Origin of the sequence: Salinarchaeum sp. Harcht-Bsk1, from assembly GCF_000403645.1 — an archaeon.
In the GTDB taxonomy this organism is placed as follows: Archaea; Halobacteriota; Halobacteria; order Halobacteriales; family Salinarchaeaceae; genus Salinarchaeum.
Window position 1 is genome coordinate 1,073,548 of sequence record NC_021313.1, and the last position, 23,315, is coordinate 1,096,862.

Sequence of the window (23,315 nt, forward strand, 5' to 3'; positions counted from 1 at the left end):
AACTCGACGCGTGACCACCGCGCGAGAGAAACACCTCACGACCCTGCTCACGGGCGCTGGGCTCGTCACCGTCGGGAAGCTCGTCGGCTCGTTCACGACGCTCGGTGAGCGCGTGCTCATCGGCCGAGTGCTTTCGCCAGAGGCCTACGGCGAGGTGTCCGTCGGGCTGGCGCTGCTGGCCTTCGCGACCACTGGCGCGCTCGTCGGCTTCTCCCAGGGCGTCCCGCGGTACATCTCCCGGTTCGACGACGAGGTGGACCGACGGGGCGTCTGGGTCAGCGGCATTCTCGTGACCGGCGCTGTCGCGCTCGTGCTCACTGCAGTCCTGTTGCTCTCCGTCGAGTGGCTGACCGAGACGCTGCTCGCTCGCGCGGACTCGCCGGCGATGCTCGCGCTGTTCGTGCTCGCGCTTCCCTTCGTCGTCGGGATGAAGATCACCGTTGCCGCGATCCGCGGGCACAACAACGCCATCTACCGCATCTACGCGCAGGACCTCACCTACCCGCTGACGCGCATCGTCCTCCTGGTCGCCCTCCTGTTTGCCGGGTTCAACGTCCTCGCGGCCGGCTACGCCTACCTCGTCGCCGCGGTGCTGTCCTTCGCGGTCTCGCTCGTCCTCCTCCACCGGCTCACCGCCCTGCGCGGTGAGGTCCGAACGCACGTGAAGGAGATCGGGCGGTTCTCACTCCCGATCGTGATCTCCGGCGTCCTGACGGTCCTGCTGACGCGGACAGACACCCTGATGCTCTCCTACTTCCGCACCACCTACGAGGTCGGGCAATACGCCGCGGCGTACCCGATCGCGAACGGACTGATCATCGTGATCTCCTCCTTCGGCTTCCTCTACCTCCCGCTGGCCTCCCGGCTCGACGCCGACGACGAGCACGACGAGATCGATTCGATCTACGAGACGACGACAAAGTGGATCTACCTCGTCACGTTCCCGGCCCTGCTGACGTTCGTGTTGTTCGGCGGCGACGTCGTCGAGATCTTCTTCGGTAGCGCGTACTCCGAGGCGCCGATCGCACTCGCGATCCTCTCGGTAGGCTTTTTCACGAACGCCGTCGGCGGCCGCAACCGCGAGACGATCTCCGCGCTCGGCGTCACCTCCTACCTGCTGGTCGTGAACGGCGCTGCCTTTGGCATCAACGTCGTGCTCAATCTCTGGCTCATTCCCGAGTACGGCCTCGTGGGCGCGGCCGTCGCGAGCGCGATCGCCTACGGCATCCTCAACGCAACCGCCTGCGCGATCCTCTGGCGGAAGTACGGGATTACTCCCTTCTCCCGCTGGTCCGTTCGAACGTTCCTGGTCCTCCCGCTGACGCTCCTCCCGCCCGCCTACGTCGTCTCCCAGTACGTCTCCCTCTCGATCGTGACGCTGCTCCCGTGGCTCGTCGCCGTCGGCCTCCTGAGCATCGCCGTGGTCGCACTGACCGGTTGCCTCCAGCCCGAGGACGAGATCGTGCTGGAGTTCCTCGAGCAGACGACCGGCGTCGAGATTCCACTGGTGCGGCGGTTCATCCCGCCCGAGGAGTGAATCGGTAGTGCAGGGCCGGCGGGGATCAGTGACCGCTGACACCGCCAGTCACGAGGGCCGGTTACAGCCCGAACAGCGGCACGAACCGGAAGGTGAGATACGACCCAACCGTCGCGATCGCCGGCACGATATTCTGCATCAGGACGACCCGAGCCGTCGTCGCCGGGTTGAACAGGCTCCCCGGACTGGGGATGTCCTCGACGTCCTCCTCGCCGATCGGGGGCAACTCTTCGCCCGCTTCGTCGGCGGCCAACGCGTCGACAGTCACCGGTGGGGATTCCCCGCCCGAAACGGCTTCGGGGACGGTCACCGGTCGGGTCGCACGTCCCCAGCCGAGCCCGACGATCGACATCGTCGCGATGATGACGAAACTCGCGGGAATGCCCAGCGCCGAGAGGAAGATCACGAGCGTCGAACTAACGGAGGCGACGACGATTGCAGCCGTCAACGGGAGTTCCGTAATGTCGCTTCCCATCGTCTCCAGGGTCCGCCTGGCGATCGTGAACGCGCCGATCGTGACGGCGATGCCCCCGACGATTATCGCCGGATTCATCGCCACTTCACCGCTGCCGACCAGCGGCGCGACGGCGTTGGCGATGTTGGACGTACCGGAGCTGAAGGCCATCAGGCAGCCGATCGCGACGACCGTCACCGTCCCGATCAGTTCGCGACGGTTCGTCGTCCGGTGGAGCTTCGGGAGCGGAACGGCGCCGGAGCGATCGACCTCGATGAGCGGGCCCGAACTTCGTTCGATTGCCACCATGCGGTTGAGTCGTGCGTAGAAGTACCGGCCGATGATCAACGATACCCAGAAGCCGATGACCGGCGAGACGATCCACCACGTGAGGATCTCGCCCATGACGGCGACGTCCAGGACGCCACCGGCCAGTGCCAGCCCTGCGATCGCCCCGACGGCAGTCATCGACGTCGAGGCCGGGACGCCGAAAAGGTTGCCCATGAGGAGCGCGACGCCGATGAAAAACAGCACCGCGATCGACGTTTCGAGCGTGAAGACCCCGGGATCGACGACGAGTTCCGAGCCGAGCTTCGTCACGACGTTCCGGCCGAGCGTCCAGGCGCCGATGAAGAAGAAGACGCCCATCAGCGCTGCAGCCGTCGTTTTCGATATCGCGTCGGCGCCGACGGCCGGCCCGAACGCCGGGCCGGTCGTCGAGCCGCCGATGTTGTACGCGACGAACATGGCGACGACGACGCCGACGACGAGGAGGATCCCGACCATCAGTCGCTCTCGTTCCCGGCAGCGTCCTCGTCGTCTTGTGCGTCGGACTCGCCCTCGTCGTCCCGCTGCTCGTCGCCAGCCTGGGACTGCAGTTCACCCTCCAACTTCTCCTCGACGGTCTCTTCGACCGTATCACTGACCGTCTCCTCGACGGTATCGTTCACCGTCTGCTCGACGGTTTCCTCGACAGTCTCCTCCACCGTGTCGCTGACCGTCTGTTCGACCGTGTCACTGACCGTCTCGCCGACCTTCGCTTCGACCGCCTCCTCGACGGTTTCCTCGACCGTCTCCTCCACCGTATCGCTGACCGTCTGTTCGACGGTCTCTTCGACGGTTTCACTGACGGTCTCTTCCACCGTTTCGCCGACCTTCTCGTCCACCGTTTTGTCGACCGTCTCCTCGACGGTCTCGCCGACCGTATCGTCGACCGTCGGTTCGACCGACTCGCCCACTTTCGCCTCGACGGTTTCCTCGACCGACTGACTGACCGTCTGGTCGACGGTCTCTTCGACGGTTTCACTGACGGTCTCTTCCACCGTTTCGCCGACCTTCTCGTCCACCGTTTTATCGACCGTCTCCTCGACCGTCTCCTCGACCGTCTCCTCGACGGTCTCCTTGACTGCCGTGGTCATCCAGTCCGGGTCGAACCTGGCCATCTTCCAGCCGACGTGGATCACGTAGGAGAGCAAGACGCCGAATCCGAACGCCACTCCGACGGAGGTTCCGGCGACGAGGATCAGCCCCACCGAGATTGCGATCAGGAGACCGTATACGAGATCGACGATCGAGTCGACGCGATTAGGGTTCACGCTGCCCACCCGTGATCGTCGCAGATACTGCTGGGACGAGCGCGGTTCGTCGTCCACGAAGCGTTGTAGAAATCACGTGAATAATTATAGAAACCACCGAGTAAAGTATCTTGGTAAAGGCAGCGGAACGCCGGCGCCAGTACGATGTTTCGCCGGGGATTCGGCGATCTGCGTGAGAACGATGACCGCGGCCAGATATTGGAGCCGAGACCCTCAGAGGCCACCCATACACGCTGCTCCGAAAACTCGGTGTCGATGACGTGCGAGGGCGAATAGCGGGCTTCAGAACGGCTAGGCCAGTGGTCAGTAGTTGGGCGGTTGCGGTTGCAGGAACGCAGTTCACCGACGGCGAGGGGCGAAGCCCCGAGTCGGCGGGCCTTTTTCATGAACGTTTTTCGAGGGGGCGGGTCGCCGGGCGACCCGCGCCCTGGAAAAAGGTTCTATTGGAACGTTCTGCCGGCGTCCCGTCCAGCGGGCTCGGTCGGCTCGTCCCGGTCGAACTGCTGTTCGATCTCCTCGTAGCGCTCCCGGACGTCGTCGGTCACGCTGGGGTTGACCTCTTCGAGCGCGTGCTCGAAGTGCTCTTTGCTGATCCGGACGTTGCCGACGGACTCGGCGACTTCGGACTTGTCGACGGAGTTGACGAACTCGCGGCTGGCGGCCATCGCGGCCTCGCGGGCGACGGCTTCGACGTCGGCGCCGACGTAGCCCTCGGTCTCGCGGGCCAGCCAGTTGAGGTCGACGTCGTCGGCGATGGGCTTGTTCCGCGTGTGGACCTCGAAGATCTTGCGGCGGGCCTCCTCGTCGGGCACGGGCACGTGGACGTGGCGGTCCAGGCGACCGGGCCGGAGCAGGGCGTTGTCGATGAGGTCCGGACGGTTGGTCGTCGCGATGACGACGACGTCCTCCATGGCCTCGACGCCGTCCAGTTCCGTCAGGAGCTGTGAGACGACGCGCTCGCCGACCTGAGAGTCACCGGCGGACTGTCCTCGTTCGCCGGCGATTGAGTCGATCTCGTCGAAGAACACGACGGTCGGGGCGTTCTCGCGGGCCTTGCTGAAGACCTCGCGAACGCCCTTCTCCGACTCCCCGACGAACTTGTTCAGCAGCTCCGGTCCCTTCACCGAGATGAAGTTGGACTGGGCCTCGTTGGCGACGGCCTTCGCGAGCAGGGTCTTCCCCGTCCCGGGCGGGCCGTACATCAGGACGCCCTTGGCGGCCTGCATGTCCAACTCCTCGAAGACCTCGGGGTATTCGAGTGGCCACTGGATCGTCTCGCGGAGGCGCTCCTTGGTGTCCTCGAGGCCGCCGACGTCGTTCCAGGTGATGTCGGGAACCTCGACGAAGACCTCCCGCAGTGCGGAGGGCTCGATGCCCTTCTGTGCCTCTCGGAGGTCTCGTTCGGTGACCTGCAACGAGTCGAGCACCTCGGCGTCGATCTCCTCCTCCTCGAGGTCGATCTCGGGGCGGATGCGCCGGAGGGCGTTCATCGCGGCCTCCTTCGTCAGGGACTCGAGGTCCGCGCCGACGAATCCGTGCGTGCTCTCGGCGTACTCGTCGAGGTCGATGCCGTCGGCGAGGGGCATCCCGCGGGTGTGGACCTGCAGGATCTCGCGGCGACCCTCGCGGTCTGGCACGCCGACCTCGATCTCGCGGTCGAAGCGGCCACCGCGCCGGAGCGCGGGGTCGATGTCGTCCACGCGGTTGGTCGCGGCGATGACGGTGACCTGGCCCCGCTCCTCGAGGCCGTCCATCAGGCTGAGGAGCTGTGCGACGACGCGGCGCTCCACGTCGCCCTGGGCCTCACCGCGCTTGGGCGCGATGGAGTCGAGTTCGTCGATGAAGACGATGGCGGGCTCGTTCTCCTCGGCCTCCTCGAAGATGTCACGCAGCTGCTCCTCGCTTTCCCCGTAGTACTTCGACATGATCTCCGGGCCGGAGATCGTCTCGAAATGGGCGTCGATTTCGCTGGCGACTGCGCGGGCCATCAGCGTCTTGCCGGTGCCCGGCGGGCCATGGAGCAACACGCCCTTCGGGGGATCGATGCCGAGCTGGCGGAACAGCTCGGGGTGGCGCATCGGCAGCTCGATCATCTCGCGGACCTGCTCGAGTTCGTCGTCGAGGCCACCGATGTCCTCGTAGGTCACGTCCGGGACGCCGTCGCCGGCATCCGCACCGGTCTCGGTGAGCTGCTCGGCGGGCGTCTCGCTGACGACGACCTCCGTGGAGTCGGTGATGACGACGGTACCGGTGGGCTGGGTCTCTGCGACCTTCACGGGGACCGCCTGGCTGGAATCCGAGAGGGGACCGAAGGAGAGCGGGAAGGGGACCGTCTGTCCCTCCGCGACGGCGCGGCCGCTCAGCTTGTCGCGCACGAGCGGGCCGATGTTGCCCCGAATGCGGAGGTTCTGGGGCAGCGCCACCGTCACGGAGTCGGCGGGCTGGACGTCCGCGGGCTCGAGGTCCACGCGGTCGTCGACGCTAACGCCGGCCTGCTTGCGGATGCGGCCGTCGACGCGCACGACGTCCTTGCCGCGGTCCTCGGGGTAGCCGGGCCAGACGCGAGCGACGGCCTTCCCGTCGCCAGGGCCTTCCAGCAGCACGTAGTCGCCGTTCTCGAGATCGAGCTCGTCCATCGCGAGCCGGTCGATCGCGGCGAGTCCGCGTCCTGCGTCTTTCTGTTTGAGGGGTTTGACAGTCAGTCTCATTACTCGTCGGCCTCCAGTTCGATGGTTAGCACGCCGTTTTCCATAAACGCACGTGCGACGGGCTCGGGGAGGTCGATGTCGGTCTGTTCCTCGCCGTGCATGACGATCGCAGTGTCGCCGACCACGTCCACCGACGCGTCCCCCGCGCCAGGGCCGAAGTCCGCGACGACGGTCTGACCGCCGTCTCGACGGACGGAGTGGACCGACCGATCGTCGTCGTTGATGAACTGTTGTAGCTCCATTCGACTAACCATACGTAAGTGCGATAAGTATTTAAGCTTAACGCCAATGTACCCCCGGTGCGTCGGTCGATTCGCGATCTAATCTTGGTCTGGAGTGGATTTGTAGTTCACGGACTCCGATCGCCGCGAGACACCGTCGAGGCCGGAACGGAAGTCGTGACTTCGTCCGGATTCCGGACGGAGCATCCACCCGGAGTCGGCACCGTTCGGTGCCGCCGGACGAACGGCCCAGGGGATTCGACGTCGCCGTACCGAGCGAATACGATCTCCGACCCGATCGAGGACCGTCTCCGATCCGATCGAATACCATCGCCGACCCGATCAAAAACCATCTCCGGTCCGATCGAATACCGTCCCCTGATTGATCGCGTGCCACCCCTGCACCGGACGAATGCTATCGCGACGCTATCGAAACGTGGTGCGATTTATCCCACGGCGCGACCTATGACCGGTATGGAGACGGTTAGCCACTACGGGCGGACCACGGCCTACCGCGAGTCCGATCGCGGCGGTTCGGGCTCGCCCCTGCTCTTCGTCCACGGTAGCGGCGGTTCACACGCCGTCTGGCGCTCGCAGTTCCGGCTCGCCGACGACCACCCGATCACGACGCTCGACCTGAGCGGGCACGGCGAGTCCGACGACGTCGACGCGAACGCGGGCTACGAGACGCTCTCTGCGTACGCGGACGACGTGATCGCTGTTGCGGACGCCACGGACGCCCGGATTCTTGCGGGGAACTCGCTGGGCGGCGCCGTCGCCCTGCACGTCGCGCTCGAACGGACCGACGAGATCGACCTCGACGGCCTGATTCTGGCTGGCACCGGTGCCCGCCTCGCCGTCCTCGAATCGCTCCGGGAGTGGCTGGCCGAGGACTTCGATCGCGCGATCGAGTTCCTCCACGCACCGGGCCGGCTCTTCGTCGATCCCAGCCCGGAACTGGTCGACGCCTCCGAGACCGTCATGCGCGAAACGGGGCGCGCGGTCACCGAGCGAGACTTCCTGACCTGCCACGAGTTCGATGTGCGGGACCGCCTCGACGAGATCGACGTGCCCACGCTCGCCATCGCCGGCGGAGGCGATCAGCTCACGCCGCCGCGCTATCACGACTACCTCGCGAGCGAAATCCCCGACGCCGCGCTGGCGATCCTCGAGAACGCCGGCCACCTCGCGATGCTCGAACAGCCAGAGGCGTTCAACACCGCGATCTACCGGTTCGTCACCGACCTCGATCGCTGAAGCCGCAGGCAGCCCCGCGCCGCGAGCGTTCGGCAGCCTTTTTCCAGATGCCGCACCCAGTTTTCGTCCATGTACACGACTCGGGACCTCCTCGCGATCGTACTCGCCGCGGTGCTCGGCCTCGCGCTCGTCGTCGCGCCCGGCGCGGTTCTCCGACTCCAGTGGTTCACGTTCGATCCGACCTCGGGGCGCCGGGGCGAGTGGGGGAACGACGAGCCGCGGCAGTTCGACGCGAAGTGGCTCTGGCTCCTCCGCGGAATCGGCGTCGTCGTGCTCGCGATCGGCGCAGCGATCGTGGCGATACCGCTCCTCTGAGCGGGCGGCATTTTTCAGGCGCCGACGCGTCCACACGGCCATGCACCAGCGCCTCCGCGCCGGCGCCGCCGTCTACAACGCCGGCGAGTACCACGCCGCCCACGACGCCTGGGAGGAGCGCTGGCTGGACCTCCAGGACGGTACCGACGACGAGCGCCTGCTCCACGGCCTGATCCAGTACACCGCCGCGGTCCACCACGCGACGAACCGGAACTGGGCTGGCGCCGTCGGCCTCGCGGAGAGCGCACTGGACTACCTCGCCGAACTCCCCGCGGACTATCGCGGCGTCGACCTCGTCCGAGCGCGGGAGTACCTCGACCTGCTCGCCGCCGATCCCGAGCGCATCGAGCGCGCGCCGGCCTGGCCGCTGGCGATCGACGGCGCGGTGATTTCGGTCGGGGAGCTGTCGGCGACTGAACTGGGGATCGCTGCTGCGACGGTGGCCGAGGACGACGAACTCGACGAATCAGTGTGCGAGCGAGCGGCCGAGCGCGTCGCGGACGGCACGACCGAAAACGAGGGGCGGCTGAAGGCGCTGCTGGAAGATTTCGTCACGTCGGCGGAGTCACGGGGGATCGTCCACCAGCGGCTGCGCGGGCACGTCGAACGGGAGGAAGCGCGCGATCGGGACGTCGAGGGGCTGTTCGAGTAACCCGAGCGCAGTTTTATCAAACGGTGCACCGTCTCTCTCGAAAATGGATCCCTCGATCTCGCTCGTCACCCTCGGCGTCGACGACCTCGAAGAATCGATCCGGTTCTACCGGGACGGACTCGGACTCCCGCTACAGGATCGCGAAGCCGACAGTGACGTCGCCTTCTTCACGCTCGAAGGAACCTGGCTCTCGCTGTATCCGCGGGAACTACTCGCGGAAGACGCAACCGTTCCCGACGAAGGGCCGGGGTTTTCAGGCGTGACCATCGCGCACAACGTCGAGACGAAGGCGGAAGTCGACGAGACGCTGCAGGAAGCAGTGGACGCCGGCGGTCGCCTCGTCAAGCCGGCACAGGAAGTCTTCTGGGGCGGCTACTCCGGCTACTTCGCGGATCCGGACGGACACGTCTGGGAGGTCGCGTATCCACAGCTAACCGACGACTGACGGCGCGCGCAGTCACTCCTCGATCGGCTCGCCCTCGAACGTGAAATCGGCCGAGTCGTCCTGGGGTTCGTACCCCAGGATCTCCCGCGCGCCCTCCAGCGAGTAGTACTTCCGCTCGTTGTCGGAGATGCCGTAAACGATCGCGTGCCCGTAGTCGGCCTCGAGACTCCGCTCGAAGAGGTGCGCGCAGTCGCGGTAGGAGAGCCACATCGCCTGGCCGCGCTCGTACTCCTTCGGCGGGTGGTTCCTGGTGAGGTTCCCGATCCGGATGGAGCAGACGTCCATCTCGGAGTGGTCGTAGTAGTAGCGGCCCAGGATCTCGCCGGTAGCCTTGGAGACGCCGTAGAGGTTCGAAGGGCGTGGGAGCTCTGTACCGTCGAGCCGGAAGTCGTCCCCCGGGCGGTACATCTCGGGCGTTCGCTCGCTCGTCTCGAAGGCGCCGACGGCGTGGTTCGAGGAGGCGTAGACGAACTTCTCGACGCCCGCGTCGGCGGCCGCCTCCATGATCACCTTCGTGCCGTGGATGTTGTTCTCGAGGACGCTGTCCCACGGCGCTTCCGGCCGGGGGTCGCCCGCGAGGTGGATGACGGCGCCGGCGCCCTCGACGAGGTCCCGGACCTTCTCCTCCTCGACGACGTCGCCGACGATCACCTCGCCGTCGGCGAGCACCTCGTCAGGGTGGCTGTGGTAGAACAGCCGCCAGTCGTAGTCCTCGCCGATCCCCTCCAGAATGGCCGCACCTACGCGACCACCTGCCCCCGTCAGTACGACCGGTTCGTCCATCGCTCGGTCGGAGCCACGGAGGGACCCGATAAGGGGGTTACGCTTCGGTAGTCAACGTGTGAGCAGCTGAGTGACAGCACGGTGGGTAGAGGGTGACGATTGCCCGCGATCGGTATTGCACCGTCCAGACCCGATTCCGGCAGTGACTTGCCACAGGGGGTCACACAGCACGCCATGACCGAGCCCACGGACGCCGAACGGGCCGCCTTCGAGGCGGGCATCAAGTTCGGCGCGCTCTACCACCAGTTCGCGGGGACGCCGGTGAGCCCCGAGAGCGCGGAGAGCCTGGCCACGGCGATGGCGGAGTCGATCGAGAACCAGCCGTTCTGTGAGAACGTCGAGGTCCAGCCACTGGAGGAGCGAATCGAACGCGCCGTCGCCGGCCTGAATCCCCTCGACGAGACGGCCGATCCGGCGAGCAGCGATGCCGGTTCGGAATCTCCCGACGCAGGACCGCTCGACGCCGAGGAACCCGCCGGCGACGCGACCGACGAGGCCGACTACACCGAACTCACGGGAACCCTCTTCGACGCCATCGTCGAGGTCGAGCGGGCCGACACGAAGGTCCGGGCCGAGATGGCGACGGAGGGCGACTACCCGCTGATGTCGCTGGTGGACGTCGAGCGGGAGTGATCGCGCGAATCGACCGGTCTCGGGGGCGGTCGCCGCTGGATCGGCTCCTGCTACCGACGCGTTGATACGTCGCGGCCCCTCCGCCCCAATATGGACGAATTCGAGATCGAGCGACCCGCCGAGGTCGACCTCGAGGACGCGGTGCTGGTCGAGGGGCTCCCTGGCGTCGGCCACGTGGGCAAACTCGCGGCCGAGCACCTCCGCGACGAACTCGACGCGGAGACGGTGCGTCGGATCCACTCCGAACACTTCCCGCCGCAGGTCACCGTCGGGGACGACGGCGTCGCCAGCCTCGCGGCGGCGGAGTTCCACGCCGTCTCGACGGAGGGCCGCGACCTCCTCCTGCTGACGGGCGACCACCAGGCCCAGAGCAACGAGGGCCACTACCACCTCACCGACGCGATCCTCGACGTCGCCGACGACTTCGACGTGTCCGAGGTGTACGCGCTCGGCGGCGTTCCCACGGGCGAACTGATCGAGGAGTACGACGTGCTCGGCGCCGCTAGCGGCGAGGAAATCGTCGAGACGCTCGAAGAACACGGCGTCGAGTTCCGCGAGGACGAGCCCGCCGGCGGGATCGTCGGCGTCAGCGGCCTGCTGCTGGGCATGGGCGCCCGCCGCGGCCTCGACGCCGCGTGCCTGATGGGCGAGACGTCTGGCTACCTCGTCGATCCGAAGTCCGCCCAGGCCGTGCTGGAGGTTCTGGAGGCCGTCCTCGACGTCGAGGTCGACGACGAGGACCTCGAGGACCGTGCCGACGAGATGGAGGAGGTCGTCGGGAAGATCCGCGAGATGGAACAACAGCAGCAGGCGCCGGCGCCGACCGAGGACGACCTGCGGTACATCGGATAGGACCCGCCTCGCTGCGACCCCACGCACTTTTCACCGATTCCGCGCAACGGTCGGCCATGACGCTGGATCGGGTCCACTTCCGCGGCATCGCCAGGCACGCCCGGCGGATCAGCCGCGGCATCGACGAGCGCGAACACCAGCGGTTCGCCGAGACGGTCTGGAAGGAGTTCCTCGACCCGCTCCGCGACGACGACGGCCGCGCAGTCCTGCGGCCACTCGACGACCAGGAGCTTCGCGAGATCGACCTCGAGGTCGCCGCGTTGCGAGACCCGGTCTTCGAGACCGCCCACGGCCTCGACTCGGGCACGATCAACCCGACCTCCTACAAGAACGGGCTCGTGCTCGACGTCGCACAGGCCGCGATGGCAGCCGAGCCGTCGGATCTCGACCTCCACCGCCAGCGATCCCTCATCACGACGGTCCACTCCGGCGACCTCGCGAGCGTCGAGGAGATCGAGGAGCGCCTCGACGAGGGCAACACCCACAGCCAGCTCCTCCGCGCGCCCCAGGTCCCGCGCTTCGAGGAGAGCGTGGTGCACGAACTCTCCCTGTACCTCGCGGAGAGCCAACACGCACTCGCACACTTCGACGCCGTAGAGGACCTGCTCGTCCTCGACGGACCGATCTACCCGAAGGGGATGCTCAACTGGGCCGATCGCGCGCCGGAACTCCGGGACCTCCTCTACGACGAACCCGAGCCGCGTGACGTCATCGAGAACTACGTCCACCTGGTCGAGCGAGCCGTCGATCGCGAGGTGCCAGTCATCGGCTTCGTGAAGAACCCCGCGACGAAGGCGATCACCCGTACCCTCCGCGAGCGCGGGGAGCAGGCGCCGTGGGTCGGCGACACTGCGCTGTTCACCCGGCTGCTCGAACGCGGCGAGTTCGTCGAGACCGTCGACGAGCACGGGGAGACCCACCGCGAACGCCGGCGGGACACCGACGCGCTGACCTACACCTCCTGGTTCCGCTCCCGCGGCGGCGCGGACCGACTCCTCGCCGGCAATGGCGACCCCGGAACGGGGACGACCGATCCGGGCGCCTTCGGCATCGACCGCGAACTCGACCCCGAGGCCTACGAGGTCACCTTCTTCGCGCTTTATGACCCTCGCGACGACCTCCTCTACCGGATCGAGGCGCCGCTCGCGCTCACGGAGGACGAGGACTGCCGCAGCGCGCTCACCGACTTCGTCCTCCGGGAGGTCGCCGCGGAGCGCGGTCCACCGACCGCGGTCGCGAAGGCGGATTCGCTGGCGAGGATCGGACAGCGCAGCACGAACGACCTCAGAGACGCCCTCGCCGAAGCCTTCGGCACAGACCGGATGCGGGACTACGACGACCGGCGCTGGGGCGGCGAGGTCGGCTAGAAGCAGTCCGCCGGGAACGGCAACTCAGGAGTCCTGCTCGGCGGGCGCGCCCTCGTCGGCGGCGACCTCGGCGTCCTCCACGACCTCGATCTCGACGTCGGTCGTCGCGACGCCGACGCGCGAGAACTGCGTCCGGACGTGCTCGCGAGCGGCCGCCAGGGCCTGGTCGCGGGTGTCGAACCCGCGGGGCATCGGCGACTCGAAGGCGACGTGGATCTCTCGGCCGTCGATCTCCTGGATGGAGCCGCCGCTCTCGACCTCGTAGAACTCGTCGCAGACCCAGACGTAGGCGGCGTCGTCTTCGGGCGCACCCCGGAAGGTCGGCGCCCGCTCGCCGCGCTCGTAGATCGTCCCGGTCAACTCGGTCCCGCCGGCCCTACCCCGAACCAGCAGCATAGCTCAGGGTCCGCCACGGCCGTGCAAAAGGCCGTCGTGTTGGCCATCACAGCTACCAGCTGGCGGCCCGTTCGGTGTCGGCACGCGGAGCAGCGGCTCGTCGTGCCCGACACGGGTCCGATCCGCGCCGCCGCGCTACTCGGCCTCGGCTTCCGCTTCGAGTTCGTCGATGAACTCGTGGGCGTCTTCGAGGATTTCGCGGGGGCCGTCCTGGGTGATCGTGTTGATCGCCTGCTCGTAGTCGCGCCACTGGTGGTCGCGGTGCTCGTGGGAGAGTTCGGCGGAGGCCTCGAAGGACTTCGCCACGAACAGGTGGACGGTCTTGTGGATCGTGTTGCCGTTCGCTTCGAACACGTAGTCGTACTCGTCGCGGAAGCCGTCGAGGAGACGGAAGTCTTCGATGCCCGCCTCCTCCTCGACCTCGCGGATCGCCGTCTGCTGGAGCTCTTCTGCCCCCTCCACCCCGCCCTTGGGGAACTCCCAGTCCCCCGGGCGAGATTTGAGGAGCAGGTACTCCCGCCGGCCGCGCGTATCCCGATAGAGGATGGCGCCGGCGCTAGTCGCTTCGACTGGCATTTGACGGCTATAGGCAGTCGCGTGGTAAAGGAATATCGGAGGGGAGCAGCGGTCGCTCCCTCGAACGTGGCGGATCGCGTTGCTTGCTATCGGACAGCAACGGCAGTCGTCTCCAGTGTGTCGCTCCGCTATCCGATCGCGTTCGGCCTGCCCGACGGACCGCCGTTCGCAAATTCGAGGTGAACGGATCCCCCGAGCGGTCCACGAGGTGGCCGGTAAGAAAAGATATTTGTAGAATCGCAACCATAGCACTATCTGTATTCGAGGTGAGACTCATGGCACTTCCCATGCGACCATCCACCTCGTGGACCCGTGGTATCGACCTGCCAAACCAGCTCTTCGAGACCGGAAGCGACGACTACGAACTCTACGAGGCCGACGACGAGTTCGTGCTCACCGTCGAGCTTCCGGGCTTCGACCTCGAGGACATCGCCGTCAGCTGGGACGACGGCGTCCTCAACGTCTCTGCCGAGCACGAGGACGAACAGCGCGGCCGGCAGAAGACGTATCACCGACGGTTCCGCTTCCCGAAACGGATCGTCGAGGAGGAGATCGACGCCGAGTACACCAACGGCGTCCTCGAGATCACGCTCCCCGTGGAGAGCGGTGCGACCGCGCGGGGAACGGAGATCGAAGTGCGCGGCTAATCGATCCCACCACGTCGCTATCCCCCACAGTCGCCGATTTTTCGTGAGTGGACGCCACCCAGTGCGTTGAGCGGATACTGCACCAGCCATGAGTGGTTCCTCGATTGGCTGCTACGTCGATCACGCCTGCGACTAGCCCTCCGCCGCGGCCTGCCGCTCCGCGTCCGCCGCCGTCGAGGCCGAGATCGCCAGCGAGAAGGCGACGACGAGCACGCCGAGCACCGCGACGTAGCCGTACATCGCCTGGACGCCGACGGCGTCGACGAGCACGCCGGTCACCAGCTCCCCGATCGCCCGACCGGCACTGACGCCGCCGACCATCAGGAGACTCTGGGCGGTCGACTTCAGCGCCGCCGGGGAGATCGAGTGCGCCAGGTTCACCGACGCGAGGTTGAAGAGTGCATAGCCGAGGCCGAGCATGACCTGCGAGGAGACGACCACGACGATCGAACCGGTCGTCGCCAGCAGGAGGTAGGTGCTCATGTAGAACACGCCGGCAGCGGCCATCAACCAGCGGTAGGAGCCACCGCCCCGCCGCGCGACGTAGACGAAGGCGACTGCCTCCGCGACCGTCTTGATGAACCACGCGAACCCCGTGATGGTGTCGGGCTGGTCGATCGCGCGGACGTAGACGGAGAAGAAGGCGGCCGTCGCGGGTGTCATCACGCCGAGGAAGAAGGCAGCGCCGAGCAGCAGGAAGAACTGCCGTGAGAGCAGCCGTCGGATCGACTCCAGGTCGAGGTCGTCCCCGAGCGCCTCCGGATCGTCGGCGGGGAGTCGCGTGAGCAACAATGCGAGCAACAGCGTGCCAACGGTGTAGGCGTAGAAGACGGCCTCCGTCGCCGTGATGCCGATCAGGAAGCCGAAGCCGAGGCCGGCGAGGCCGAAGGCGATCGAGCCGTAGGCCCGGACGCCCTCGTAGGACATTCCCGAGGAGAGCACCAGCGCGTTCGCGATCGGCACCGCCGGCGCGCGAAACGTCGCGAACACCACCGTCGCGACGAGGACCGCCGCGAACGTCGCGCCGACGAACGGCGCAAGCGGGTAGAGCAGGGCTGCGAGGGCGGCGACGATCGTCGAGACGTAGAGAATCGGCTTGCTCGCACCCTTCCAGTCGGCGATCAGCCCCCAGATCGGCTGGGCGATCATTCCACACAGCGGGAAGAGGAAGCCGACGATCCCCATCTGTGTCCCCGTGAGTCCGATCTCGTCGAGGAACACGTTCCGGAACATCACGTAGCCGGAGAAGGAGGCAAAGAGGATGAAGTAGAACAGTTTGAACCCGCGCTCCTCGCTCACCATCGGGCGATCACTCCCGGCGCCACATCCACGGCCGTCGCTGCCGACCCCGCGGCGCTGCCAGCCTGTCCCGTCGTCATCAACTATCTCGACAGTCGGACGCCTGCGTCGCTTGAGTATTCCGACCGCGGCGGGCCTACCCGCTTCCCGCGCTACCGCAGTAACGCCGTCGACCGGCCGGCGATCGATCGACCTTCGTCCGCGTCCAGTCGATGATAAGATCGAGTCGGGTCGGCCGTGAAACGGCGGGCATACGGCCAATCGCCAACCGCCGCTGCCGTCGGCATCCGGCCGTCACGTATTCACGTCGGAACCGACAACCGGTCCCTACCTTTGTCGTCACCGCTGCACAGTCCGTCCCGCGGCCTCGTCGTCACGACCGACGAGGCGCTTGCCGACGCGCTCGAAGCCGCGCTGCTCGGCGGTCGACTCGACCAGATCGACGTCGCGTCCGACGCGGCCGCAGCGTTGCAGTCGATCGACGCCGAGGCAGCCCAGCCCGTCGGCTGCGTGCTCGTCACCGACGCGATCGCAGCCGAGTCGCCTCCGGACGTCGTCGCCGAACTCCGGGGCAGTAACGGGCGGCTGCCGATTCTCGTCGTCGGGGACGACGCCCGGGACGCGTGGCGTGCCACGGCGGCAGGCGCAGACGGCTTCGTGCCGAGGGAGCCCCCCGAGGCGCTGCGCGAGACCGTCGACGAACGCATCGAGGCGTACGAACGCCGCCGGTGGGAAGCGGCCGACAGCGCGGCGCTCGAGGCGCTGCTCGCCACGGTCCAGGGATCGGTCTACGTCAAAGACGCCGAGGCGCGCCACCTCCGGAAGTCTCGCGAGCAAGGTGACATCCCGCCTGAGGAGGCCATCGGCAAGACGGACGCAGAGATCTACGACGAGGCGACCTACCAGGAGGACCTCGACGTGCTCCGGACGGGCGAAGGGTTCGACGCCAAGTCCGAGAGCTTCGAGACGACTGACGGCACCCACTGGCTCGAGACCTCGAAACACGTCTGGCGGGACGACGACGGCGAGATCGCTGGCCTCGTCGGCTATACGGAGGACGTGACAGACTCCGTCGAGCGCCAGGAACGCATCGCCGACCAGCAGCGCCGACTCGAGGCCGTCGCGGAGAGCTACACGCACGACCTCCGAACGCCGCTCTCGCTGGCGACGGGGTACCTCGAACAGGCCCGCATGACCGGCGAGGAGGAGTTCCTCGACGAGGTCGAAGACGCACTCGAACGCATCGACGAGATGCTCGACGATCTCAAAGCCGTGGCGACCAGCGAGGACGAGGACGTCGCCGAGACGAGGGAGGCGGAGGACCCGCTTCCCTCGACGTCGCTCGCGTCGGTCGCACGTGACGTGTGGCGACTCACTGGCACCGACGCCGCGACGCTCGACCTCGATTTCCCCGAGTCGACCGTCGTGCAGGTCGCACCCGGGACGCTCCGAACGGTCCTCGAGAACCTGTTCAAGAATGCAGTACAGCACGCCGGCGACGACGTGACCGTACAAGTGACGTGCCTCGATGAGGACGGCGGGTTCGCCGTCGAAGACGACGGCCCCGGCATCCCCGCAGCGGACCGGGACGCCGTGCTCGAGCGTGGTTTCAGTACGAGCGATACCGGCACCGGGGTCGGCCTCGGGCTGGTCTCGGAGATCGCCGACCGTCTCGAGTGGGACGTTCGCGTCACGGAGAGCGAGAGCGGCGGCGCCCGCATCGAACTGGCGAACTGCCCGACGGTCCAGGACCCGCCGTCGACGGCGGGCGAGTGGACGCAACGAAACCTCGATTCGACGGCGACGATCGGATACGACGACGAGCAGAGCGAGGCGAGCACGACCGGGACCGCCGGCCAGTGGACCGTCACCGGCGCTGGCCGGTCGATCATCGAGGACGTCAACGAGTTCCAGTTCGCCTACGGGACTGTGGAACCGCCAGTGCGGATCGAGGCTCGCATCGCGGACCTCGAGGCCGTCTCGGAGTGGAGCTTCGGCGGCGTCATGGTGCGCTCCGCGGTCGACCCCGACGCGGCGTACGCCGGGATCGGGCCATCAGTGGGCCGGGGCACCACGCTGTTGTGGCGGCCCGCGCCCGACGAACTGGGCGTCGGCCAGGCGGTGGCCGACGCCGCAGACACCCACGACTGGGCCAGACTCGAGGTTGCAGACGGAACAGTCACGGCGTCCGTCTCGCGCGACGGGACTGACTGGACGCCAGTCGATCAGCGCCGGGTCGCCCTCGAGGGCCCGATACACGCCGGGATCGCCGTCTGCAGTACGATCCCTGGCGAGCACTGCACGGCCACCTTCGAGTCGGTCTCGCTCTGCGTTCGGTCGTCACCGGACCCGTAAGGTCCGATCGCGAGCGACACTCGATCGCGACCCGCCGAAACGAAAGGCACAATTGCCGTCCCGGAGAATCACGGGGCATGAGCGAGGACGACGCCGAAGACGAGGAGGCCGAAGAGCCCGCCGTCGAACTCGGCGAGCAGACGCCCGTCGAGGGCGCGCCGCTGGCCCGCGTGACCGCACGGCTGCACTTCCCCCTCCAGAAGAGCGAGATCCAGCGCCGCGAGGGCGGGTCGACGATCCGAACGCCCTCCGGCCCGCGGACCGTCACCGACGTGCTCGCCGACGTCGAGACGACCTACTTCGCCACCGACGACGAGTTCCGGAGCACGGTCGAGGACGTGATCGGGACCGGCCCAGTCCCGACGGAGTAGCGCCGTGTCGACGGCCGCCGACGCCCGGACGGCTGCCCTCCGGGACCGGCTGGCCACCCTCTCCTGGTACCAGCGCTCCGTCCTCCTGGGCGGCGCCGTGACCATCGCCTGGATGAACGTTCCCCTCCAGGGAATCGACGCGCGGCTCCTGCGAGACGGGCTCCTGTTCCTGGCGATCCCGATGGCGTTCGCGCTGGCCCACGGCAACCGGCTGGGCTGGCGCGTCGACCGTCGCGCCGTCAAGGACGCCCTCCTGCTGTCGGCGTTCGTCCTCCCGTTCTACGTCGTCGGCTCGACGCTCCCCGGCGTTCGCGAGTTCTACCCGATGTGGGGCCTCGACAGCGCCGCGCCCGTTCCGTTCCTCACTCACGCGATCAAACAGCTCTTCCTCGTGATCGCCGGCGAGACGTTCTTCCGTGGCCTCCTGTGTGTGGGCCTGCGCGAGAAGGGCCCGTGGGTGGCGTTCGTCAGCCCCGTGATCTACGCGCTGTTGCACGCCAGCAAGCCGCCCGTCGAACTCCTGCTCTCGGGGCCGACGGACGTCCTCTTCGGGCTGACCGACTACCACGCCAACTCGCTGTTGCCCTCCGTCGTGGCACACGGGTTCGGACTGATCCTGCTGGACTGGCTGGTCCTGCACGATCCGCTGCTCGATCCCGAGACGACGGCCGGGTGGTTCGAGTGGCTGCCGTTCGTGGTATAGTTAGCGCCAATTCCTGTTCACGTAGACAGGGCGCTCGATCTACTCCTGCGGGAGGTCGCTTGAAATCGCGTCGACGTGCTCGACGTCGTGACCGTCGGCCCGGAGTCCAGCAACGGCTTGGCGGTCGATAGTCTCGTCCGCGAGGATCCGGTAGCTCACACGTCGTCCGGACCAGTAATCGCGTCAGCCCGATGCGTCTCGATCGTCTCCGAACGGCGCTCCTCGACGGTGCGCATCTCCTCGGGGTGGTCGTGATAGTACGCGAGGGCGTGGTAAACGTCTGCGAGGTCGACCCCGTACTGCTCTGCGAAACTCGCCGGCCCCAGGTCACCCTCCTCCACGCGCTCGTGAACGAAGCGGACCGTGACTCGGCTGTCAGTGATGTGGGGCTCGTCGTGGAGCTCCGAATCCTGCCCAGCGACGATCCGGCGGGACGCCTGTGCCATAGTGGACGAAGGTTGGGCCGCAATCGTATTTAGGGCTGTGGCGATTGGAGCGTAGCGCAATCTGGAGTTCGTACGCGAACGACGTGGCAGCCGCTTCCAGTCGAATCGACCCTCGAAGAAGTCCGCGCAAACGATCGCGCCCGTGACGAAATTCGAATGCCGCGTTCAGATGCCGCCCTCGAAGTCGTCGAGGGCGTAGGTCGGCTCCGCGCCGCGGCGGTCGAGCGTCTCGTTGGCGAGCAGCCAGTAGACGACGGAGAGGGCCTTGCGACCCTTGTTGTTCGTCGGGATGACGAGGTCGACGTTGCTCGTGGCGTTGTTGGAGTCACACATCGCGATCACGGGGATCCCGACGGTGATGGCCTCCTTGACGGCCTGGGCGTCGCCGATCGGGTCGGTGACGACCACGACGTCCGGCTCGATGTAGCCGTCGTACTTCGGGTTCGTCAGCGTTCCCGGGATGAAGCGGCCGGTGCGGGCCCGCGCGCCGATCGCCTCGGCGAACTTCTCGGCGGGGAACTGGCCGTACTGGCGGGACGACGCGACGAGGACCTGCTCGGGGTCGTAGCCCGAGAGGAAGTCCGCGGCGGTGCGGATGCGCCCGTCGGTCTGGGCGACGTCCAGCACGTAGAGGCCGTCGGTCCGGACGCGGTGGATGAACCGCTCCATGTCCGAGGTCTTCTGCTGGGTCCCGATGTGGACGCCAGCGCCGAGGTACTCCTCGACGGGGATCAGCAGGTCGGCCTCCTCGTCGCCGAGCACGTCGTCGTCGAGCTGTGGTTCGTCGGCGGCCGCCTCGTCCTCGGCCTCGGCGGCCTCGGCGTCGGCGTCTGCCGCGTCCGGTGCGTCGGTGGGCTCTTCGGTTGCCTCGGCGGCGGACGCCTCGTCGGCCTCCGCTTCCTCGGCGTCGAGCCCCTCCATTTCGTTGTCGTTGTTACTCATGTTGCGTCGTCGTCGATCCGGATGAGTTCGTTGAGCTTCGCGGTCCGCTCGCCGCCGACGGCGCCCGTCTTGATGAAGGGGACGTCCGTCGCGACGGCGAGGTGTGCGATCGTCGCGTCCTCGGTCTCGCCCGAGCGGTGGGAGACGACCGAGGCGAGCCCGTTCTCGCGAGCCAGTTCGATCGCGTCGACCGCGTCGGTCAGCGTGCCGATCTGGTTGGGCTTGATCAGGATGGAGTTGGCGGCGCCGGTGTCGATGCCGGTCTGGAGGCGCTCGACGTTCGTCACGAAGAGGTCGTCGCCACAGATCAGCGTCCGGTCGCCGTCCACTCGGTCTGTGAGGTTGGCGAAGGCCTCGTAGTCGTTCTCGTCGAGTGGGTCCTCGACGTAGACGAGGTCGTACTCCTCGATGAGGTCGACCATGTAGTCGATCTGCTCCTCGGTGGAGCGGGTCTCCTCGCCGTAGTGGTACTCGCCGTCCTCGTAGAGTTCGGCGCCGGCGACGTCGAGGCCGAAGCGGATCTCGAAGCCGACCTCGTCCTCGACGTCGTCGACGGCCTGCTCGACCAGGTCGAACGCCTCGGCGTCGTCGATCGACGGCGCCCAGGCGCCCTCGTCGCCCTTGCCGGCCGCGATGCCGTCCTCGTGGAGTAGCTCCGCGACGCGGGCGTGGACCGCCGCGTTCGCGAACACTGCCTCCTGGACGTTCGGGGCGCCGACGGGTGCGGAGAGGAACTCCTGGATGTGCGTCGCGTCGGCAGCGTGCTCGCCGCCGCCCACGACGTTGCCGAGCGGCGTCGGGAAGGAGTCGCCGCGGAACGCACCGCCGAGGTGCTGGTACAGCGGCGCACCGAGCGTGTCGGCGGCGGCCTTCGCGGCGGCCATCGAGATGGCGACCGCGGAGTTCGCGCCGATCTCGGAGAAGTCGTCGGTGCCGTCAGCAGCGCGCAGCGTCCGGTCGACAGAGCGCTGGTCGCCGACGTGGACCTCACCGACGAGTCGCGGGATCGCGTGTTCGCGTGCCGCGGCGATGGCCTCGGCAGCGGGCAGTTCGATGGCCTCGTACTCGCCCGTGGAAGCGCCGGATGGCGCCGCCGCGCGGCCGAAGCCGCCGGTCTCGGTGAGTACGTCGGCCTCGACCGTCGCATTGCCGCGGGAGTCGAGGATCCGGCGGAGCCGGACGTCGGTGATCAGCACCACCTACGCGTCACCCCGATCGACCGTGAACGGGAGCACGCCCGCGTCGTACTCTTCGGCAGCGACGAGGATCGGTTCCGTCTGGTCGGTGTCGATGAGCACCGGCGCGCCGTAGGAGACCTGCAGCGCTCGCGCGCCGAGGATCCGTGCCCGCTCGTAGCGGGTGAAGCGCTGTGTCATTGGTAGGGAGCCACGATGTCGACGAGGTCCTTGTGCGAGACGAGCATCCGCCGGCAGCAGTGGCGGTCCACGCCGAGGTCGTCGAGGACCTTCTCCGGGTCCTCGGGCTCCTCGGCCTCGCGCGTCCGAGCCTTGAACTCCTCCCAGTGCTCGCCGACGACGTTGCCGCACGTGAAACAGCGAACTGGGACCATCATGGTTAGATCACCGGTAGGACTTCTGGTAGCGGGCCCGTGCGCCGGGGCCGCCCCACTTCTTGGGTTCGGAGCGACGGACGTCGTTGACGAGCAGCGTCCGGTCGAACTCCATGTACGCGTCGCGGAGTTCGGCGTCGCCGCTGTGCTCGACGATGCCCCGTGCGATCGCGGTCCGGGCCGCGTCGGCCTGCCCGATCACGCCGCCGCCCTCGACGTCGACCTCGATGTCGACGTCGTCGCGGATGCCGTCGACGACGCGGAAGGGTTCGAGGACCTTCAGGCGCGCCGTCTCCGGCTCGAGCAGTTCGACGGGCTCCGAGTTGATGCGAACGCGACCCTCGCCCTCGCGAACGGTCGCGCGAGCGATGGCGGTCTTCTTCTTGCCGCTAGTGTTCGTTACCATGTGACGTTGGCTCCGAGTTGCTCGCTGACCTCGCCCAGGTGGACGAAGCGGATGTTCGAGAGTCGATCCAGCGAGGTGTCCGGGAGGTGTTCGGCCTCCTGGTCGTTCGGGTTCCCGACGTAGGCGCGAACCCGTCCGAGGGCCTCTCGGCCTCGCTGCTTCTTGTGGGGGAGCATGCCGCGCACGGTGCGCTTCATGATCGTGTCCGGGCGCTTGGGGTAGGCCGGGCCACGGTCGCTCCCGATCTCGCGTCGCTTGCGATACTTCGCGAAGATGTCCTCGCGATCGCCGGTGATGACGGCGCCTTCCGCGTTGACGATCGCGACCGAGTCGCCGTCCAGGGCCGCCTGCGCGACCTGGCTGGCGACGCGACCGAGGATGGCGTCGCGGGCGTCGACGACGAGGTCCGCCTCGAACTCGGCGGCGCTCATCGGATCACCCGGACGTTGGATCCTTCGGGGTTGTTCTGGATTGCCTGTTCGAGTGTCGTAGTCTCGCCGACCTGCTCGATCTTGGTCTGTGCGGACGAACTAAAGTCGACCGCGGCGACCGTGACCGCCTTGCGCAGCGAGCCGCTGCCGAGCACCTTGCCCGGCACGACGACGGTCTCGTCCTCGTCGGCGTACCGCTCGATGCGGCCGAGGTTGACCTCGGCGTGGGTACGTCGAGGCTTCTGGAGACGGTCGGCGACGTCGCTCCACACGTCGGCGTCGGTCTCGCGAGCCGCCGACTTGAGGTCGGCGACGAGACTGGTGAGACGTGGATTCGTCTTGCTCATGGATGAA

At 67.4% G+C, this 23,315-nt stretch carries 28 protein-coding genes; 12 read left to right on the top strand and 16 right to left on the bottom strand.

All coding sequences use genetic code 11. The features are described from left to right. The first annotated feature begins 10 nt into the window (after positions 1-10). Positions 11-1,537 carry a flippase gene (locus L593_RS05035; RefSeq protein ID WP_020445861.1) on the top strand — a complete coding sequence of 509 codons (1,527 nt, stop codon included), beginning with the start codon at positions 11-13 and terminating at the stop codon, positions 1,535-1,537. A gap of 61 nt (positions 1,538-1,598) precedes the next feature. On the opposite strand, the gene L593_RS05040 is transcribed toward L593_RS05035, so the two are convergent. From L593_RS05040 to L593_RS05055, 4 genes are all read right to left on the bottom strand, one after another. Continuing rightward, the gene (locus L593_RS05040) at positions 1,599-2,777 is read right to left on the bottom strand and encodes an inorganic phosphate transporter (RefSeq protein ID WP_020445862.1); all 1,179 of its coding nucleotides are present in this window, start codon (positions 2,775-2,777) and stop codon (positions 1,599-1,601) included. Continuing rightward, positions 2,777-3,586: a hypothetical protein gene (locus L593_RS05045; RefSeq protein ID WP_049894313.1), complete on the bottom strand. Its 810-nt coding sequence runs from the start codon at positions 3,584-3,586 to the stop codon at positions 2,777-2,779. Before L593_RS05045 ends, L593_RS05040 begins: the two co-directional genes overlap by 1 nt. 440 nt (positions 3,587-4,026) lie before the next feature. After that, entirely contained in the window at positions 4,027-6,294 is a 2,268-nt protein-coding gene (locus tag L593_RS05050; RefSeq protein WP_020445864.1) for a CDC48 family AAA ATPase, read from the bottom strand. After that, entirely contained in the window at positions 6,294-6,536 is a 243-nt protein-coding gene (locus L593_RS05055; protein ID WP_020445865.1) for a hypothetical protein, read from the bottom strand. Before L593_RS05055 ends, L593_RS05050 begins: the two co-directional genes overlap by 1 nt. Before the next feature lie 453 nt (positions 6,537-6,989). Here L593_RS05055 and L593_RS05065 point away from each other — a divergent pair, with 453 nt between their 5' ends. The 4 genes from L593_RS05065 (at position 6,990) to L593_RS05080 (ending at position 9,184) form a co-directional block, all read left to right on the top strand. Further along, positions 6,990-7,772, top strand: a complete 783-nt coding sequence (locus L593_RS05065) for an alpha/beta fold hydrolase (protein WP_020445867.1) — start codon at positions 6,990-6,992, stop codon at positions 7,770-7,772. A gap of 69 nt (positions 7,773-7,841) precedes the next feature. Continuing rightward, positions 7,842-8,087, top strand: a complete 246-nt coding sequence (locus L593_RS05070; RefSeq protein WP_020445868.1) for a hypothetical protein — start codon at positions 7,842-7,844, stop codon at positions 8,085-8,087. A gap of 40 nt (positions 8,088-8,127) precedes the next feature. Further along, positions 8,128-8,739, top strand: a complete 612-nt coding sequence (locus L593_RS05075; RefSeq protein WP_020445869.1) for a DUF309 domain-containing protein — start codon at positions 8,128-8,130, stop codon at positions 8,737-8,739. Positions 8,740-8,782: 43 nt separating this feature from the next. Further along, a complete protein-coding gene (locus L593_RS05080) occupies positions 8,783-9,184 on the top strand; it encodes a VOC family protein (protein WP_020445870.1) in 402 nt (133 codons plus the stop codon). Between the two features lie 12 nt (positions 9,185-9,196). Here L593_RS05080 and azf read toward each other — a convergent pair whose 3' ends face one another. Next, positions 9,197-9,967, bottom strand: a complete 771-nt coding sequence (gene azf / locus L593_RS05085) for an NAD-dependent glucose-6-phosphate dehydrogenase Azf (RefSeq protein ID WP_020445871.1) — start codon at positions 9,965-9,967, stop codon at positions 9,197-9,199. 174 nt (positions 9,968-10,141) lie between these two features. On the opposite strand from azf, the gene L593_RS15890 reads away from it, so the two are divergent. From L593_RS15890 to L593_RS05100, 3 genes are all read left to right on the top strand, one after another. After that, entirely contained in the window at positions 10,142-10,600 is a 459-nt protein-coding gene (locus L593_RS15890) for a dihydroneopterin aldolase family protein (RefSeq protein ID WP_020445872.1), read from the top strand. 90 nt (positions 10,601-10,690) lie between these two features. Further along, positions 10,691-11,452, top strand: a complete 762-nt coding sequence (locus L593_RS05095) for a proteasome assembly chaperone family protein (protein WP_020445873.1) — start codon at positions 10,691-10,693, stop codon at positions 11,450-11,452. A 56-nt stretch (positions 11,453-11,508) separates the two neighbouring features. Further along, positions 11,509-12,819, top strand: coding sequence for a DNA double-strand break repair nuclease NurA (locus L593_RS05100; RefSeq protein ID WP_020445874.1), 1,311 nt, complete (start codon positions 11,509-11,511; stop codon positions 12,817-12,819). Between the two features lie 24 nt (positions 12,820-12,843). Here L593_RS05100 and L593_RS05105 read toward each other — a convergent pair whose 3' ends face one another. After that, positions 12,844-13,215 carry a hypothetical protein gene (locus L593_RS05105; RefSeq protein ID WP_020445875.1) on the bottom strand — a complete coding sequence of 124 codons (372 nt, stop codon included), beginning with the start codon at positions 13,213-13,215 and terminating at the stop codon, positions 12,844-12,846. Positions 13,216-13,350: 135 nt separating this feature from the next. Then, positions 13,351-13,791, bottom strand: coding sequence for a bis(5'-nucleosyl)-tetraphosphatase (locus L593_RS05110; RefSeq protein ID WP_020445876.1), 441 nt, complete (start codon positions 13,789-13,791; stop codon positions 13,351-13,353). Positions 13,792-14,066: 275 nt separating this feature from the next. On the opposite strand from L593_RS05110, the gene L593_RS05115 reads away from it, so the two are divergent. Next, the gene (locus L593_RS05115; protein ID WP_049893869.1) at positions 14,067-14,438 is read left to right on the top strand and encodes an Hsp20/alpha crystallin family protein; all 372 of its coding nucleotides are present in this window, start codon (positions 14,067-14,069) and stop codon (positions 14,436-14,438) included. A gap of 132 nt (positions 14,439-14,570) precedes the next feature. On the opposite strand, the gene L593_RS05120 is transcribed toward L593_RS05115, so the two are convergent. Next, positions 14,571-15,740, bottom strand: a complete 1,170-nt coding sequence (locus tag L593_RS05120) for an MFS transporter (protein ID WP_020445878.1) — start codon at positions 15,738-15,740, stop codon at positions 14,571-14,573. Positions 15,741-16,070: 330 nt separating this feature from the next. On the opposite strand from L593_RS05120, the gene L593_RS05125 reads away from it, so the two are divergent. The 3 genes from L593_RS05125 (at position 16,071) to L593_RS05135 (ending at position 19,166) form a co-directional block, all read left to right on the top strand. After that, a complete protein-coding gene (locus L593_RS05125; RefSeq protein ID WP_020445879.1) occupies positions 16,071-18,092 on the top strand; it encodes an ATP-binding protein in 2,022 nt (673 codons plus the stop codon). Positions 18,093-18,169: 77 nt separating this feature from the next. After that, positions 18,170-18,463: a DUF5789 family protein gene (locus tag L593_RS05130; RefSeq protein WP_020445880.1), complete on the top strand. Its 294-nt coding sequence runs from the start codon at positions 18,170-18,172 to the stop codon at positions 18,461-18,463. Between the two features lie 4 nt (positions 18,464-18,467). Next, the gene (locus tag L593_RS05135) at positions 18,468-19,166 is read left to right on the top strand and encodes a CPBP family intramembrane glutamic endopeptidase (protein WP_020445881.1); all 699 of its coding nucleotides are present in this window, start codon (positions 18,468-18,470) and stop codon (positions 19,164-19,166) included. A 155-nt stretch (positions 19,167-19,321) separates the two neighbouring features. Here the strand turns inward: L593_RS05135 and L593_RS05140 are convergent, their stop codons facing one another. From L593_RS05140 to L593_RS05175, 8 genes are all read right to left on the bottom strand, one after another. After that, positions 19,322-19,612 carry a DUF433 domain-containing protein gene (locus L593_RS05140; RefSeq protein WP_020445882.1) on the bottom strand — a complete coding sequence of 97 codons (291 nt, stop codon included), beginning with the start codon at positions 19,610-19,612 and terminating at the stop codon, positions 19,322-19,324. 165 nt (positions 19,613-19,777) lie between these two features. Next, a complete protein-coding gene (gene rpsB / locus L593_RS05145; protein WP_020445883.1) occupies positions 19,778-20,554 on the bottom strand; it encodes a 30S ribosomal protein S2 in 777 nt (258 codons plus the stop codon). Beyond that, a complete protein-coding gene (eno, locus tag L593_RS05150) occupies positions 20,551-21,753 on the bottom strand; it encodes a phosphopyruvate hydratase (protein ID WP_020445884.1) in 1,203 nt (400 codons plus the stop codon). Before eno ends, rpsB begins: the two co-directional genes overlap by 4 nt. After that, complete coding sequence (locus L593_RS05155) at positions 21,754-21,930, bottom strand: DNA-directed RNA polymerase subunit K (RefSeq protein WP_020445885.1); 177 nt, start codon at positions 21,928-21,930, stop codon at positions 21,754-21,756. Continuing rightward, positions 21,927-22,127, bottom strand: coding sequence for a DNA-directed RNA polymerase subunit N (locus L593_RS05160; RefSeq protein ID WP_020445886.1), 201 nt, complete (start codon positions 22,125-22,127; stop codon positions 21,927-21,929). The genes L593_RS05155 and L593_RS05160 overlap by 4 nt, the downstream gene beginning before the upstream one ends. A 7-nt stretch (positions 22,128-22,134) precedes the next feature. Beyond that, positions 22,135-22,530, bottom strand: coding sequence for a 30S ribosomal protein S9 (locus L593_RS05165; RefSeq protein ID WP_020445887.1), 396 nt, complete (start codon positions 22,528-22,530; stop codon positions 22,135-22,137). After that, complete coding sequence (locus tag L593_RS05170; RefSeq protein ID WP_020445888.1) at positions 22,524-22,961, bottom strand: 50S ribosomal protein L13; 438 nt, start codon at positions 22,959-22,961, stop codon at positions 22,524-22,526. Before L593_RS05170 ends, L593_RS05165 begins: the two co-directional genes overlap by 7 nt. Then, positions 22,958-23,308, bottom strand: a complete 351-nt coding sequence (locus L593_RS05175) for a 50S ribosomal protein L18e (RefSeq protein ID WP_020445889.1) — start codon at positions 23,306-23,308, stop codon at positions 22,958-22,960. The genes L593_RS05170 and L593_RS05175 overlap by 4 nt, the downstream gene beginning before the upstream one ends. Positions 23,309-23,315: the final 7 nt, after the last annotated feature.